Source organism: Flavobacteriales bacterium, from assembly GCA_021296215.1.
Lineage (GTDB): Bacteria > Bacteroidota > Bacteroidia > Flavobacteriales > ECT2AJA-044 > ECT2AJA-044.
The window spans coordinates 19872-35315 of record JAGWBA010000018.1 but is presented as its reverse complement, the minus strand read 5'-3'; the positions used below and the strand labels follow the sequence as shown (position 1 = coordinate 35315).

11 protein-coding genes are annotated in these 15444 nt (G+C 51.8%); 8 read left to right on the top strand and 3 right to left on the bottom strand.

Features of this window, described 5'->3' with window-relative positions; translation table 11 throughout:
* Positions 1–635 precede the first annotated feature (635 nt).
* The 6 genes from J4F31_04835 to J4F31_04810 all read left to right on the top strand — a co-directional run bounded on the left by J4F31_04835 (position 636) and on the right by J4F31_04810 (position 13095).
* Positions 636–4163, top strand: a complete 3528-nt coding sequence (locus tag J4F31_04835; GenBank protein ID MCE2495890.1) for an HYR domain-containing protein — start codon at positions 636–638, stop codon at positions 4161–4163.
* A 9-nt stretch (positions 4164–4172) separates the two neighbouring features.
* A complete protein-coding gene (locus tag J4F31_04830; GenBank protein ID MCE2495889.1) occupies positions 4173–6014 on the top strand; it encodes an HYR domain-containing protein in 1842 nt (613 codons plus the stop codon).
* A gap of 205 nt (positions 6015–6219) precedes the next feature.
* Positions 6220–7605 carry a T9SS type A sorting domain-containing protein gene (locus J4F31_04825; GenBank protein ID MCE2495888.1) on the top strand — a complete coding sequence of 462 codons (1386 nt, stop codon included), beginning with the start codon at positions 6220–6222 and terminating at the stop codon, positions 7603–7605.
* A 355-nt stretch (positions 7606–7960) separates the two neighbouring features.
* Positions 7961–10915, top strand: coding sequence for a TonB-dependent receptor (locus J4F31_04820; GenBank protein ID MCE2495887.1), 2955 nt, complete (start codon positions 7961–7963; stop codon positions 10913–10915).
* 167 nt (positions 10916–11082) lie between these two features.
* Positions 11083–12012, top strand: a complete 930-nt coding sequence (locus tag J4F31_04815; GenBank protein ID MCE2495886.1) for a radical SAM protein — start codon at positions 11083–11085, stop codon at positions 12010–12012.
* Positions 12013–12144: 132 nt separating this feature from the next.
* On the top strand, positions 12145–13095 hold the full coding sequence (locus J4F31_04810) for a hypothetical protein (protein ID MCE2495885.1): 951 nt from the start codon (positions 12145–12147) through the stop codon (positions 13093–13095).
* 1 nt (position 13096) lies between these two features.
* Here the strand turns inward: J4F31_04810 and J4F31_04805 are convergent, their stop codons facing one another.
* Genes J4F31_04805 through J4F31_04795 form a run of 3 tightly spaced genes read right to left on the bottom strand, consistent with a single transcriptional unit; the run spans position 13097 to position 14246 of the window.
* Complete coding sequence (locus J4F31_04805; protein MCE2495884.1) at positions 13097–13435, bottom strand: hypothetical protein; 339 nt, start codon at positions 13433–13435, stop codon at positions 13097–13099.
* Complete coding sequence (locus J4F31_04800; protein ID MCE2495883.1) at positions 13416–13868, bottom strand: hypothetical protein; 453 nt, start codon at positions 13866–13868, stop codon at positions 13416–13418. Before J4F31_04800 ends, J4F31_04805 begins: the two co-directional genes overlap by 20 nt.
* 12 nt (positions 13869–13880) lie before the next feature.
* Positions 13881–14246: a hypothetical protein gene (locus tag J4F31_04795; protein MCE2495882.1), complete on the bottom strand. Its 366-nt coding sequence runs from the start codon at positions 14244–14246 to the stop codon at positions 13881–13883.
* A 39-nt stretch (positions 14247–14285) separates the two neighbouring features.
* Here J4F31_04795 and J4F31_04790 point away from each other — a divergent pair, with 39 nt between their 5' ends.
* Together J4F31_04790 and J4F31_04785 are read left to right on the top strand one after the other, a co-directional pair.
* Positions 14286–14504, top strand: coding sequence for a hypothetical protein (locus J4F31_04790; protein MCE2495881.1), 219 nt, complete (start codon positions 14286–14288; stop codon positions 14502–14504).
* 63 nt (positions 14505–14567) lie between these two features.
* Positions 14568–15437: a hypothetical protein gene (locus tag J4F31_04785; GenBank protein MCE2495880.1), complete on the top strand. Its 870-nt coding sequence runs from the start codon at positions 14568–14570 to the stop codon at positions 15435–15437.
* Positions 15438–15444: the final 7 nt, after the last annotated feature.

Genomic DNA, 15444 nt, shown 5'->3' with positions numbered 1-15444 from the left:
TTCCACTCATAACTTAGCCTAATGTAGGTACTTTTAAATTTAACCTAGCAAGTGGTCTAAATTTCGGGGAGTATTACACGCAGTGATAATTGCGGGATCGCAAGTATTAGTTTAAGTAAAACAGATTTTGATTGTAACGACGTTGGTGATGTAGTAGGTCCTCAGTCTGTTATGGTTAGTGTTTCTCCTAGAACCGGATATACTACCTATACCGAGGATTGGCAATCATTTACAGCGACAGGAGACGGTTTGTTGCAAAGCATTGTAATAAACCACTCTAACCCGCAGGCGAATACAGCGCCGTCTAATATTAGCTTGGAGCTTTATCAGGGAGAAGGAACTTCCGGTACACTTTTAGCTTTAGCGACTAATGTTGTAACAACGCCTCCGGGACTTACCTTCAGTGACCATACCTACACTTTTGGGAATATTCCTATTCAAGCAGGACAAGTATACACATGGAAGTACTCTACGGCGGCAATTAGCTACTCTTGGATTTCGACAAACGTTAACGACCCCTATTCAGGAGGGCGAGCGGGAAGCTTGTCGTCAAACGACTACATATTCAGTGTAAACACAGCGAGCTTATCACCGCCAACAGTCACATTAACGGTTACGGTGTTGGCGCCAACACCGTGACCTTAACAGTGACGGATGTGAACGGTAACGTGAGCACGTGTACGGCTACGGTAACGGTGGAGGACAATATAGATTCGACAGCGGCATGTCAGGACGTAACGGTACAGCTTGATGCCAGTGGTAATGGGAGTGTAAGTACGAGCGATGTGGACAATGGTTCAGACGACAACTGTGGTATTGCGAGTGTGGTACTGAGTGAGACGGCTTTTGACTGCAGTGATGTGGGCGCGAATACGGTGACATTGACGGTAACGGATGTGAACGGTAACGTGAGCACGTGTACAGCTACGGTGAAGGTTGAGGATAATGTAGCACCGTCGGTGGTATGTCAGGATTTCACGGACCGTTTGCCTTTTGGAGGCACGTATACGTTGGATCCGATGGACATTGATAATGGCTCAAGCGATGCGTGTGGTATTGCGAGTTATGTCTTAGGTCAGACCGCATTTACGGCCGCGCATTTGGGCGCCAATACAGTTTATTTGACGGTAACGGACAACAACGGTAATGAGAGTGTTTGTAGTTCGACGTTTACGCTAACTTCAGATCCGCCCGAGGCGATTTGCAAGGATGCGACCGTTCAATTGAGCGCAGGAGGAACCTATACACTGAGTGCGAATACAGTGAATGACGGCTCGTTTAGTCCATATGGTACGGCGCTGCTCACTAGTGTAGCGCCATTCAACTTCGACTGTAGCGATGTGGGTCCGAACACGGTGACCTTAACGGTTCAGGATGCTTATGGAGGGGTGTCGACGTGTACGGCGACAGTAACAGTGGTCGATGTAACGCCACCTACGGCGGTATGCCAAGACGGGAGTGTTGATTTGAATGCATCGGGCAGTGTAACGATTACGGCCGGCGATGTAGATAACGGCAGCAGTGGTGCGTGCGGTATGGCGAGCCTGAGCTTGAGTCAGACGAGTTTTGATTGTGGTGATATTGGAGCCAATATGGTAACCTTGACGGTCAAAGATGCGAACGGCAATGTGAGCACTTGTGCGGCAACGTTGACGGTAAGTGATGTGACGGATCCGGTGATGGTGTATCAGGACGTGACCGTTCAGCTGGACGCGAACGGTTCGGCGGTGATCACTACGGCGGACGTGGACAACGGAAGCAGCGATGTTTGCTCGGGAGTGACCTTGACGCTGAGCGAGACGATGTTCGATTGCACGGATATCGGTGTTCAAAGCGTGACGCTGACCGGAATGGACGACTCGGGTAATTCGTCTACCTGTGTGGCCAGTGTAACGGTTGAGGACAACATCGCGCCGCAGGCGCAGTGTCAGGATATTACACTGCCTTTGAACGCGCAGGGTGTGGCGAGCCTTACGGCGAGCATGGTCGATGGGGGAAGCAGCGATAACTGCTCGGTAGCGAGTATGAGCGTGAGTCCATCGAGCTTTGATTGTAGTGATATTGGAGCTAAATCGGTGACGTTAGCGGTGACCGATGGAAGCGGAAACGTGAGCACATGTACGGCCAGTGCGACGGTGGTGGATCAGACGGCTCCGCAGGTGAGTTGTCAGCCTTACACCCATACCTTGACGAACGGTACGGTGACCATAGATCCGGATGATTTTGCCATTGCGACGGATAATTGTGGTGGGGCGAGCTTATCGGCTAACCTGAACACGTTTAACTGTAGCCAAGTGGGGACCTATAGTGTGGTGGTTACGGCCACCGATACGGAAGGAAACAGCAGTCAGTGTACAGCGTCGATTACGATCGTGGACAACTCGGCTCCCACGGCACTTTGTGAAAACGCGACGGTAGTGCTTGATGCCTATGGACAGGGTAGTTTAACGGCCGCGGATATTGATACGGGAAGTTCCGCCGGATGTGGCGGTGCGCTGACCTACGGTTTGAGCAAGACGGATTTTGACTGCTCTGATGTGGGCACGCAAAATGTGACGCTGACCGTGACCGACGGCAACGGGGCTACGGCTTCGTGTACTGCTCAGGTTACGGTGGTTGACAACACCGCTCCGACGGCCATTTGCCAGAACGCCACAGTGGTACCGGGTGCCAATGGGCAGGGAAGTATAACCACGGAGGACATTGATAATGGAAGTAGTGATGCGTGTGGCTCGGTTACCCTTTCTTTGAGCCAGACGAGTTTTGATTGCTCGGATGTGGGCACGCAAAATGTGATCTTAACGGTGACCGATGAAAGTGGCAACACGGCGACGTGTACGGCCGGTGTATCGGTGGTTGATCAGACAGCTCCTGTTGTGAGTTGTGTTAATCCGACCGTAGTGCTCAACGCCAATGGGCCGGTATCTGTTGGTGTGTGCCAGTTGGCCACGGCTACGGATGTATGCGGGAGCGTTAGCCTAGCGGCGAGCCAAACCGTGTTTGATTGTGACGATGTGGGCACGGTCACGGTCACGACGACCGATGTCAATGGCAACACGGCTACATGTACCTCGACGGTGACGGTGGTGAACAATAGTATTCCGGCACTTACGTGTAAGAATGCGACGGTTCAGCTCGACGCCAACAGCGATGCGAGTATTACGACTGCGGATGTGGTGGCTTCGGCATCGGCAGTTTGTGGGGTGAGTTCGATCAGTTTATCGAAGACCCGGTTCCACTGCAGTGATTTGGGAGCGAACCCTGTGGTGGTGAGCGTAACGGGAGTCAATGGTCAAACGGCTACGTGTACGGCAACGGTAACTGTGGAAGACAATATAGCCCCGTCGGTGACCTGTCAGAACGCGAATATTTATCTCGATGCTAATGGCCAGCCGATCTTGACCATTACGGACTTTGGGCTAATTTTCTCTGACAATTGTGGGGTAACGGGAGCAAACTACGACATCAGTCAGTTCGACTGCGATAATGTGGGCGTACAGCGCTTGGCTATTGATGTATTCGATGCCAGTGGGAACACGACAACCTGTATTTCGACGGTTACGGTAATCGACACGATAAAGCCGGATGTTTCTTGTCAGGACGTGAGCGTGAACCTAAACGGTTCGGGTATGGCGAGCATTGGTGTGGCCGATGTTTTGGTGTCGGGGTCGGACAACTGTCCGGGCGTTACTTATGCCCTAAGCAAAACGAATTTTGATTGTAGTGACTTGGGCACTCAGAGTGTGACCTTGACGGCTACGGATGCGTCGGGCAATACAGAGCAGTGTACGTTCGTGGTGACGGTTAGCGACCCGATAGTGCCTAGTTTGCAGTGTCAGGATATTACAAGTAGTATTGGTGTTTCTGGTGTGGTATCGATCCGGGCTTCGGATGTAGTGGCCTCTTCGAGTGATAATTGTGGGGGTTGGAGCCCGTCGTTGTCCGAGAGCAATTTCGATTGTAGTGATGTCGGAGCCAACACGGTTACGGTCACGGCAACGGATGTATCGGGCAACACGACCACGTGTACGGCTACGGTGACGATCGTGGATCAGACCGGGCCTTCGATGACCTGTCCGAGTGATATTATCGTAAACAACGACCCAAGCACATGTGGTGCTGCTGTGAGTTTTGCCACGCCTACGGCAGTAGACGGATGCTGAACGGCAACGGTGACTCAGACGGCAGGAGGGGCATCGGGCAGTACTTTCCCTATAGGAACGACCACAGTGAGTTTTGAGGCGGAAGACCCTTCGGGCAACAAGACCGCCTGTAGTTTCAACATCACGGTGGGGGATAATGAAGCGCCATCGGTATCGTGTTTGTCAACGGTATCGGCCAGTGCGAACAGCAATCAAACTTCGGAGGTGGTGACCTTTACCGGACCAACGGCGGTGGATAACTGTGGAAGCGTTCCCGCGGTATTAGTATCGGGTATTGGAAGTGGCGGAATATTCCCTCTGGGGGTCACCACTAATGTATATTCATTTACCGATGCTTCGGGGAACTCCAGTACGTGTACGTTCGATGTTGTGGTTTCGGACCCGAATGCTCCGCAGCTGAACTGTCCTTCGAACATCAACGTCAGTACGGATCCGGGGTCGTGTGATGCCGTAGTGATTTTCAGTGCTCCGGCGGTAGTGGGGGGTAACAGCAGTTTCTATAGCGTTCAGCGGATCGACAACAATCAGAGCTTGGTATCGGGATCGGCCTTCCTGGTTGGAACCACGAATATACAGTGGTCGGTTTCAAAGACGGGAGGTCAAGCCGTTTCGTTCTGCAGTATGACGATCACCGTTTCGGATAACGAAAGTCCAGTGATCACTTGTCCACAGAACATCAGCGTATCGAACGATCCCGGACAATGTGGAGCGGTGGTGAACTACGCGACCCCAACGGTAAGTGATAACTGTACTTCAGGAATAACACCAACGCGGACAAACGGTCCGGCCAGTGGCTCGACCTTCCCGGTCGGAACCACAGCGGTGACGTATCAGGCGGCAGATGCTTCCTGCAATACTTCTCAGTGTACGTTCATTGTTACGGTGGCCGACTCTGAGCCACCAACGTTGACTTGTCCCTCGGACATTATGGTCAACACCACGGGTTCGGCCTGTAGTGCGATCGTGAACTATCCGTTCCCAACGGCCCCGGACAACTGTCCGGGGCAGATCACCATTACCCAGTCGGGCAACAACTCAAGCGGTACGTACGCTGTAGGGACCCATACGATTACCTTTATGGCGACCGATCAGCAGGGGAACTCCAGCACGTGCAGCTTTGATATTACGGTGAACTCCTCAATCACGGTCGATCTGGGAGCCGACATCACGGCCTGTTCTTCTGCGACGTTGTTGCCGCAAGCACCTTCGGGAGCGAGCTATTTGTGGAGTACGGGAGGGGTATCACCGAGTTTAACGGTGACGCAGTCGGGCACCTATTCCGTGACGATGACCTGGCCGGGAGGCTGTTCGGCCAGCGACGATATCGACGTAACGATCGCGGGTGTTCCGATGGTGAGCTTCAGTGGACTTCCTATTCCGAGCTTCATCTGTTTGGATTCTCAGCCGGCAACTTTGACGGGATCACCTGCTGGAGGAACCTTCAGTGGACCGGGTATGGGAGGAACTAGCTTCGATCCGTCCACTTCGGGCAGTGGAACCTTCACCATCTGGTACAACTACACCAATGCTGCGGGTTGCTCGGGAAGCGCATCTCAGCAAGTGACGGTACTGCCGTGTAATGTTGGCTTAGAGGAGCAAAGCGCCCGTATTCCAAAGCTCTATCCTAATCCGACCGCTGATCAGTTCACGATAGCTTGGGAACAGAACGTTCCACAGGAGATCGAGATCAAGGTGGTCAACACCCTAGGTCAGGTGGTTTACAGCGCACAACAAGACCCTATGGAAGACCGAATGACGATCAATTCCCGAGGCTGGGCCACGGGTAATTATACGGTAATCATACAACACGCCGAAGGAGTTGAACAGCTCCGATTGGTGGTCACCAGGTAAACTGGATATAACCCAGTTCCATGCCAAACCCTCGGTCCAACGACCAGGGGTTTTTTGCTTCGTGCCGTAGGCACAGAGGACGGAAAAGAAAGTTGAGAGTTTGATCATTGCGGGATGATTTCAATCAGGTTGGGTTGTGATGCTAGTCATTAAGGAAAAGTGGGATTTGAAGGAAATTTGATAGAAGGATCAAAAATGTAGCGTCATGAAAACCATTGCCAACCTGCTGCTTGCCACCTTATTTGTAGCCGTGTTCGGCTTGACCGAAACGCCGGCGCAATCGGCCACCGGAACGGAAATTTGGTCTCCTGTTGGGCCTCGTGGAATATCGCCGCATTGGACGTACAATCCGGAGTTGGAGTTCGATACGGATGGTAAGCCCGTTGTGGCATACATAGATCCGACAACGGATAAACCCACCGTAAAAAAGTTTGATGGAACCCAGTGGAATGCTCTCGGGACAGAGAGTTTTACCCTGATGGAAGCCAGCAGCATCAGCTTTTCCATTACCCCTGCCGGTAGCATTTACTTGGCGATGGTGATGGACGACAGCATTGCCGTGCGGCAATGGAATGGATCGAGTTGGGCGTCGGTCGGAGGCACGTATGCTTCGCCGGGAGGAGGAGCAAAACCGGTGTTGGAGTGTTCCCCTTCGGGCACGCTGTATTTGGCCTTTATGGATTATTACGACCTGTCGCATTGGGGCGACCCTCGCGTGATGATGTACGATGGGTCTTGGACGCCCATAGGCTATCCGGGGTTCTCCGACATTATGCCGTATAAGATCGATTTGGCTTTTGTGGGCGGACAAATATATTTCGGTGCTAAAGAAGGTAATTGGGGGGATAAACATATTGGGGTTTATACCTATGACGGTCAGGGATGGTCGACCCTCGATGACCCCGTTCTCGATGGAGGCCACTACAACTTTTCACTCGAAGGTACTTCGGGTGGGGAGTTGTTCTTGGCCTATACGGATGGAGATCAAGACAGCAAATTGACGGTAAGGGAATGGTCGGGCGGTAGCTGGACGTCCCTCGGTTCTCCGGGAATGGGCGACGATTATGTATTTCAGTTGGATATGTCCATGACTCCTTTGGGGTATCCCATTGTAGCGGTGGTGGAGGGAAATGCTGAAGAGCTTTGCGTATATGAATACATCAACGGTAGTTGGACCGATCGCACTCCGGCTCCACTGAATGGCCAAGCGGCCTTTTATGGTTCGGGTGTCGACCTTGAGTTTTCGGATCCGGGATATGCACATGTGGCCATTCAGGACGACTGGGCACTTCACGCGGTATCCGTCTTCATCAATGCCGGATCGATCTCCGTGCCCGAATGGGAACCGGACAAGGCATTCGGTCTATGGCCAAATCCGACCACGGGACAATTCTACTTACAGTGGAATGAAGGCACGAATCCGGTCACATGTAGGGTTTACGACACATCAGGTCGCATAATGGCCGAGGGTGAATCGATGCCTCGGCAACAGACAGAGGTTGGGCTGTCCGGATGCCGCTCCGGAGTGTATTACGTCGAGAGCGTTTCCGGAAGGTCGAGAGAAGTAAGGCGGATCATCATCGCGCCGTAGGCGCATGTAATTCGCTGCGCGAGTGTATTTACTTCTCAAGTTAATTCGCTTCGCGAGTATATCGGTGCTGTGCGCCGGGAAAATGGTTCTTTATTCCAAAATGCGAGATAGCCCCGGCTTTTAATCCGGGGATTCATAAATCAAGACGAATTCACCAGACTTCTACACGCAAGGCAATCATTTGGAGGTGTTCATCATCGCGCCGTAGGCGCAAAAACGCCAAAGAATATCCGGAACGAACAACGTCAGCGCCCCGACGTTCAGTTGTCACTTTGTGGGCTAACCTTGTTGTGTAAATTAGGCACCGACAATGGATTCTATGAAAAAGACAATTTGGCTTACGTGGTTCGTGTTGATGTTTTCGGCAACAGTGTGGGCTCAGGCGCGGTTGGAGGTGAGTATTATTTCGGGCAATACTGGCGAACCGATCGTGGGACACGTGGTCGAGATCGAAAACGGGGGCATTGGGTTTTCGTTAGAGCGTACGACCGACAAACAGGGAAAGGTCAAGCTAAGCGGATTATCGACTTCGGGGACTTACAGAGTTGTAAGCCCTGAAACAGGCTTGTATTTGCCTGCCCATTCGGGGTCGTTTTCGCTGCGATCGAACCAAGTGCAAAGCGTTACCCTCATTCTGCTCGAAAAGGCGAATTACTCGCTCGAGGAGGTGTCCGTAGTAGAGTCGTCGAATGCGCGTATGAATACCGTGAATGCGGAGGTCAGCGCCGAGCTCACCACGCGAGAGATTACCCAACTGCCGGTTGAAGGCCGTGATATTACCCGCGTATTGTATCGGCTTCCGAACGTGACACAGGCCACGGGCTTTTTCCCCGAAGCACCCAATGTGAGCATTAACGGGGCCAACGGGCTCTACACCAACTACACCATCGACGGGCTCGACAATAACGAGAACTTCTTAGGTGGACAAAAATTCGCGGCGCCGGTGGGGTTCGTGGACAATATCACCGTTCTGACCAACAACTACAGTGTCGAATACGGCCGGACCGGCAACGGGGTGTTCGATATCACCACCAAATCGGGCAGCAACGAAACCACGGGCGAGGTGTTTTACCTGCTTCGTCCCGGACCCGTGCTCGATGCGTCGTCGCCCTACGCCCAGCGCGACCTCACGGGCAATGCGGTAAAGGATGGTTTTCAGCGGCACCAGCGTGGCTTTGGTTTGGGGGGCGCCCTACGGGCGGATAAGACATTCTACTATCTCAATGTGGAACAAACCTTTGACCTAAAAGACAACCTCGTCAACGTGCCCCAACTCGGGATCAACGAAACGGTACCGGGCCAAAACAGATACACCTATGTGAGTGGAAAACTCGACCATTTTTGGAGTTCGCGATTCCGGTCATCGATCCGCGTGAATATGGGCTTGGTAAGCGTCGACTTTCAGGGGGGCGGACTCGAAGGTGGATCGACCTTTCCGTCGGCTGGCTACAAACAAGACCGCAATTCGCTGCTTGTTGCAAGTAAGAACATCTACACCGGCGACGACTTTGTGAGCGAAACCAATGTGCAGTTTAGTCGTTTCCGCTGGAACTACGCCGATCCGACTAATCCGACCGACCCCAATGTCACCGTACTCGATCCGCAAGAACAAACTGTGGCGCTGTTGGGACACCCGGGTTTCGTCTTCGATCAAACTGAAAACACCGTACAACTTCAGCAGAAATTCACCTGGTATCGGGACCGCCATACCATCAAAGCCGGAGCCATGGCCATGAGCAGTGGGCACGAGCTGTTCAGTGGCGGAAACCCCAACGGGAGCTACACTGTAAAGCTCACCCAGCAACAGCTCGGCGATTTAGCCGCAAGTGGCATAGGTTCCGGCCTCGGCATTGGCGATATCCCTTCTGATGTGGAAGTGCTGAACTACTCGGTCGAACTACAACAGAAGGCTTTTGGAACGACACAAAACCGTGTGAGTTTGTATGTCGAAGACCTCGTCGCGGTATCGCCGCAGTTGAACGTTACGGTCGGACTCCGATACGATTACGACAACCTATCGAAGGGTGGAAGCGAATCCGGTGATTGGAATAATATAGCCCCTCGATTTAACGCCAATTACCGCATAAATGAAAACAGCAGTATTCGATTTGGATACGGCATTTTCTACGATAAAATCATTTACGCCATTTACAGCGATGCACTACAGCAGAGCAGTACCTCATCGGACTTCAAAGCCCAGCTCCAAGCTTTGATCGATGGAGGGCAGCTTCCTGAGAGCACGGACATCGATGCGGTGACCTTCGATGGAAACCTCAGTGCTAATATAGTTGGGGTCGATTACCTACAAGGTCCTCCAGCTAGTGATTTACAAGATCAGCGCGAAACAATTTTCAGCAACGAGCGTCGCATCTTGAATCCGACCGGGTATGATAACCCCATGACTCATCAGTTCAATTTGGGTTACCAGCATCAAGTTAAAGGCAATATGCTCTTTTACGTGGACCTGCTCCACACGCGATCCCAGAATCTCTTCAGGTTGGTCGACGTGAATGCACCGGCCGCATATCCCATAGACCCAAACAACGTCGAAGTGCGCTCACAAGCACAAGCCGACAAAAGTCGAGACGTTCCGGTTTACGATGGGAGCTATGCCGTGGCCGATGGCGATACTTTGCGTGGCGCGGCGCGGGGAGTCGTTATTACTGAAACCGATGGAAACTCGCGGTATTATGCTGCAAATGTGAACCTCGTTAAGGAGCGGGGAAAAGACAAGTATGCGTACCGCCTCAGTTACACCTTATCGAGGTTAGAGAACAACACCGAGGACATCAACTTCCGTGCACAAGATGCCAACAACTTTGAAGATGAATGGGGGCCGAGCATCAACGATCGCACACATGTGCTGAACGGATTGTTGTATTTGTATCCGGCCGATGGATTCAGTGTAAGCGTAGCGGCATTGCTACAAAGCGGTCAGCCGATCAATCGAATTCCCGACGCTCAAATTTACGGGACTACCGACCTTAACGGCGACGGAAGGGCCTTTGGAGATGCCTATGTTGGTAACAGCGATCGCAGTCCGGGCGAATCGCGCAACAGCGATCGTTTGCCGTGGAGCACCACCTTTGACCTAGGAGTACAATACTCCTTTGAATTTAACGAAGGTGGGCGAATGGAAATTCGGGCAGATATATTTAACTTGTTTAATGCCGAGAACTTAAGTGGCTATAGCAACAATGCCACTCAGAGTAATCAGATTCAGGTGGGTCCGGCCGATTCGGGCGTTTTGGTACGTCGCAATGCTGCCCCGCCTCGTCAATTTCAGTTAGGGATTCGATATTTATTCTAATGAACGGTCAACGAAAAAGCGGGCGTAGGTTTTTATTTCTGTTGTTCCTTTTTTTTGGTTTTGGCCATCATCTTCATGATTTGTACCCGGTCGCCGTGGGAAATCAATCGCAGCTCGGGAGGCTTTGGAATAGGGGCAGTAGAGGCCTCTGAAAAAAATAATGATGCATGTCTGACTTCAACCATTTCGAAAGCGTTTATTGGGTCTTCACGCAACTCTGCAACGACGAATGTGCCCACTGCTATAACATGAGTGGCCCTCGCGGGGCTCGAATCTCGCTGGACGATTGCCTGGCCATCGTCGACAATTTGCCCGAAAAAATGGATCGGCTGATCTTGTCGGGCGGCGAACCGCTGGCCGAACGTGATAAGCTTTACGCCATATTGGATAAGGTTCGCGAACGATACGGCGATGCCGTTCAAGTAATGCTCCAAACTAATGGCGATTTATTGAATGCAGAGCGGTTGCAGATATTGATCGAAAAGGGAGTATCGCGGTTCGATATCGCCAGCATAGACCGCTATCACAAACATAAGGGTGAGCGACTTGGTGAGATCGCCAAGTTATTTGAAGCTGCCGGTGTTCGGAGCGACAAGGATCCGTTGATCGGGAAAGACGACCATGTGCGGCACGAGCTCACCTGGGGCTATTGGGGGGCTACGGAAGATATGTGGCTCGGGGGCAATTGGGCACGGGGGCGCGCCATGCTTACCGACACTTGGAAGCGAGACCCGAACCATAACCCTTGCGGAGTGCTGAGTGGCGCTATAGGCTTTTTAGGCGGTAAAGAAGTGCCAATGGAAGTGAGCATACAGCTATGGGCCATAAACCCCTGTTGTCCGGGCACCAAAGACGCCATGGGCGATGCCCGTACGGAAAAGGTCAGTGAAGTGGTTGAACGGGTAAGCCAGTCGGCCGTGTTTCAGCAGCTCAACGAAGGGAATCCGTGGGCCATGGGTGAGGCCATTGGGGTAACCGAAGAGCATGCCCGGACGCGAACTGAAGCGCTGGAGAACGTGTGTTTGTGGTGCGATGAATTCTTCGATAAGCATTTCGATATGCGCACATTAGCTGCCAGGCAAGACGCAATTTTGTGATAATCGATAAAAAGCTCCATCGGGCCGCAGGCCCAGAATGAAAAATCGCAAATCAATAGAGGACGGCGCGGCATTCAATTAAGACATGGCGGTATTCTGCTCTGCGTTTGAGGCAGAATTAAGCTCAAAGCCATGAAAACTATTATTACCATCGCTGCTTTTTTGGCATTTGCCTTAATGATTGTGCGGCCTGCGGCCGGACAAGATACTACCGACTATATTGAACTGGTCCGGAAAATGGTCGTGGTTACCTTGAATGACGGAGCCCAGAAAATAGGGTATTTGATCTCCGATGATGGGCGGGAGATCACGCTTGAAACGGCGTCCCTTGGGAATATTGTGATACCGAAGTATCAGATCAAGGAGATTCGTCAAATCAATGGTCAAGAGGGTAGTTACGAGCAATCGTGGGCCGAATATCCCTATCAAACGAGGTATTTCTTTACGTTCAATGGTCTACCGAAGCGAAGGTCAAAGAACTATCTGAAGACCTTCCCATTAGGGCTCGATGCTCAGTTCGGTATTACCGAAGATGTTCAGGTAGGAGGGATTACCACGTGGATTGGTGCGCCGATCATTGGAACCATCCAGGGTCGCTTTGACCTTGGACGTAAAGTGCATGGTGCTGTTGGGGGCTACGCGGGAACATCGAGCCGGGTGGCATTTGCACAAGATAACCCCGATTTTTTAGCCATCCCCTACGGAAGATTGACCTTCGGCGACGTTAGCAGAAACTTCATGATCGGATCCGGATCCGGATACGCATCATTATTGGACGGCCAATCGGGCGAAAGAAGTCTGATCATGGCAGGCGGAACAACGCCAATGGGCACCAAGGCCGGTTTTGTTTTGGAAATGTTGATCACTGTCGTGGACGGTACGTCGGTCGGATTAGTAACTCCGGGGATTCGTTGGCACGATAAGGTCGTGGACGGTACGTCGGGCGGATTAGTAACTCCGGGGATTCGTTGGCACGATAAGCCGGGTAGCGCCATTCAGTTTGGTTTAATGGCAGCCTTTGCCAACGGTGTTTTTGTCCCGGTTTCCGTTCCGGCCTTGAGTTTTTACAAGACCCTCGATTGAGCTATTGCTCTTGAACTAATCGTAGCACTTGAAACTCCGCAGGCTTCAACATGGCCAAGTCCATCTCAACGATTAATCGCCCCTCCTGTACGTCTTGTGTGGTCATCGTTTTTGCTTGTCCGACCGAAACAAAATACGCGCTTTCCGGCTTGACTCCTTGAAGCGCACCGGACCGGTACAGTTCGTTCAGGTAGTTTTCGACGGATCGCTCAACGCGGCCCCACAAAAGGGCGTCGTTGGAGCGCCCTCGTTGCCGATCTAAGTAAACTTCTACACCGGCCCTGATCCAATTGGAGAAACGAACTACGGGAATATATCGATCATCTCGATCCGTGGACAAAGCTCGGGCACCAGATCTTGTTGGTTTGCCCCCAGTGAACGATAGGGTTCACGCTCTGTTCTGTGCTATTGCCAACAAGTGTGCTGACTTCGGTCGGACTCAAGCTTTGCTCCAAGGTTCCAAATCCACTGATGGTCACGTTGGCTGGTGCTTTCCCAATACCTCTGGTATTATCTGTCTCTTCAACTTTGGCTGCAATGATGCCCGATAGCGGTTCGGGGTCTCCTGAAGAAGATCGTATTCCCGGAGCATAGTAGGCCCCGCATTGGGCATGCGAATGATTCGCCAAAGAGGACCTCAACCGCACAACTTCACTCATTAAGTCCGAGCATCGACGAGGCTCGGCCAGGTAAAAGGCATTGGGCAATATAGAAACGACATCGAGGGCCTTTTTTACCAAACGATCGTGGGCGTTCGCGGCCAAATAACGCATTTCGGGAATGACCTATAGGCGAATTCGTGGATTTTTCGAAAGCCGAATCAGCGCACTTTCGAGGTGCTCACGTCGAATGGGATGAGAGCGAGATGCTTTTAACCCTGCTCTGAATCCGGCCGCGGAGATCACCATGGCTTGGCGACCTCCGTTCGCAAAATAAAGCTCCAGGGCGCGTTTTAGCTGAAAGTCTTCGTCGGCGCTTCCCGGACGTGATTCAAACTGCGATTCGAACTCTTGTATGGAGCGCACTTCAACACCCCTGCGCTGATGGGTTCCGCTCCGTTGGGTATAACCAATAAACGCCGTTGGCCCCAGCGGATAGGAGCTAATGGTGTCGAGTTCTTTGATGCGTACGAATCGTCTAGGAGGGCGCATTTTGGCTTGGATTTACTAATTTACTCCAAGCTTAAAGATATGAAGGAACAATCATCTCAGCCCAAGTGGCTCACACGCGTTCAGGAACAGAGCTGGGAGCCCGAGATCCTGATCTCCGGCATCGTGCTCATTATTTTGACACGGCTGCCCGGAGGTATTGACGACTTTGTGATGTTCCTCAAGACACAGTCGCCCTGGATTTTATTCTACACGAATTTACCCGAGAACCTTTCCGCATTCCTTAAAGTAGCGATCTAATTGGACCATTTTCGGTTTGGCCACTCATTTGGCCATGCGCAGTGTATGGTAAGCATGGTGGGCTTGAGTTATGCTTTTCCGAACGGAATCGATCGTAATAAACTTAAGTACAAAGGCAGGTTCGCCGAAATAATCGATGCGTTGCCTAAGTTTCCGGCTCAAATTCAACGACTCGAGAAGATTTGCTCCACCATTTACGCCATCACCTTTTTGATGTTCATTCTCATGGTCGGTGCATTCCTCGGCATTGTGGTCCTATCTGTGCTGGTTATTTCGTGGATGGTCATTCACCCCGAAAGCTTCAATGCCGCAATGGAACACATTGACCTATACTTCAACATCGTGATCCTGGTCTTGGCCGTACCCTATATCATTGATTTTGTTACCCTGGGCGGGCTCAAGCGCGTGAAGTGGTTACACGTGATATACCGACTTTTGAGCACCGTCACGCTATCGCCGATCTATAGACCCGTCTACTACGGCATCGTCTCAAACTTCAAAAAGCGCTATGTAATTTCGGGCTTGGTCGTCTATATGGCCATTTCCATTTGGATGTATTTTGTAGTAGGGAACAAGAGCTTCAGCGCACACGACATGTATCCGCCTTTCTCTAAAGTCTCGGAGTATACGGGGTATTTTGAAGACCATACTGAGGGGCCCATATCGCGCTTTGCTCATGTACCCCCCGATGTGGTCGACGGAAACGTACTGCCTCTTTTTGCCGTGCACAACAGCGGTATGGAAGACTCCATTGCAGCGGTGTGCAATACCGCCGAGCTAGCCCCCAAAAAATTTCCGTTCAAGAGCGGGTCGGAGAACATGCCTTGTCTCAACTATTTTTATATCCCGGTGATCGACAGCGCCACTATTCGGGAGCCCAACCGGGGTTTCCGGAAACACGAGCGTTACCATCAACTCGGCCTTCGAACCTAGCTCGATT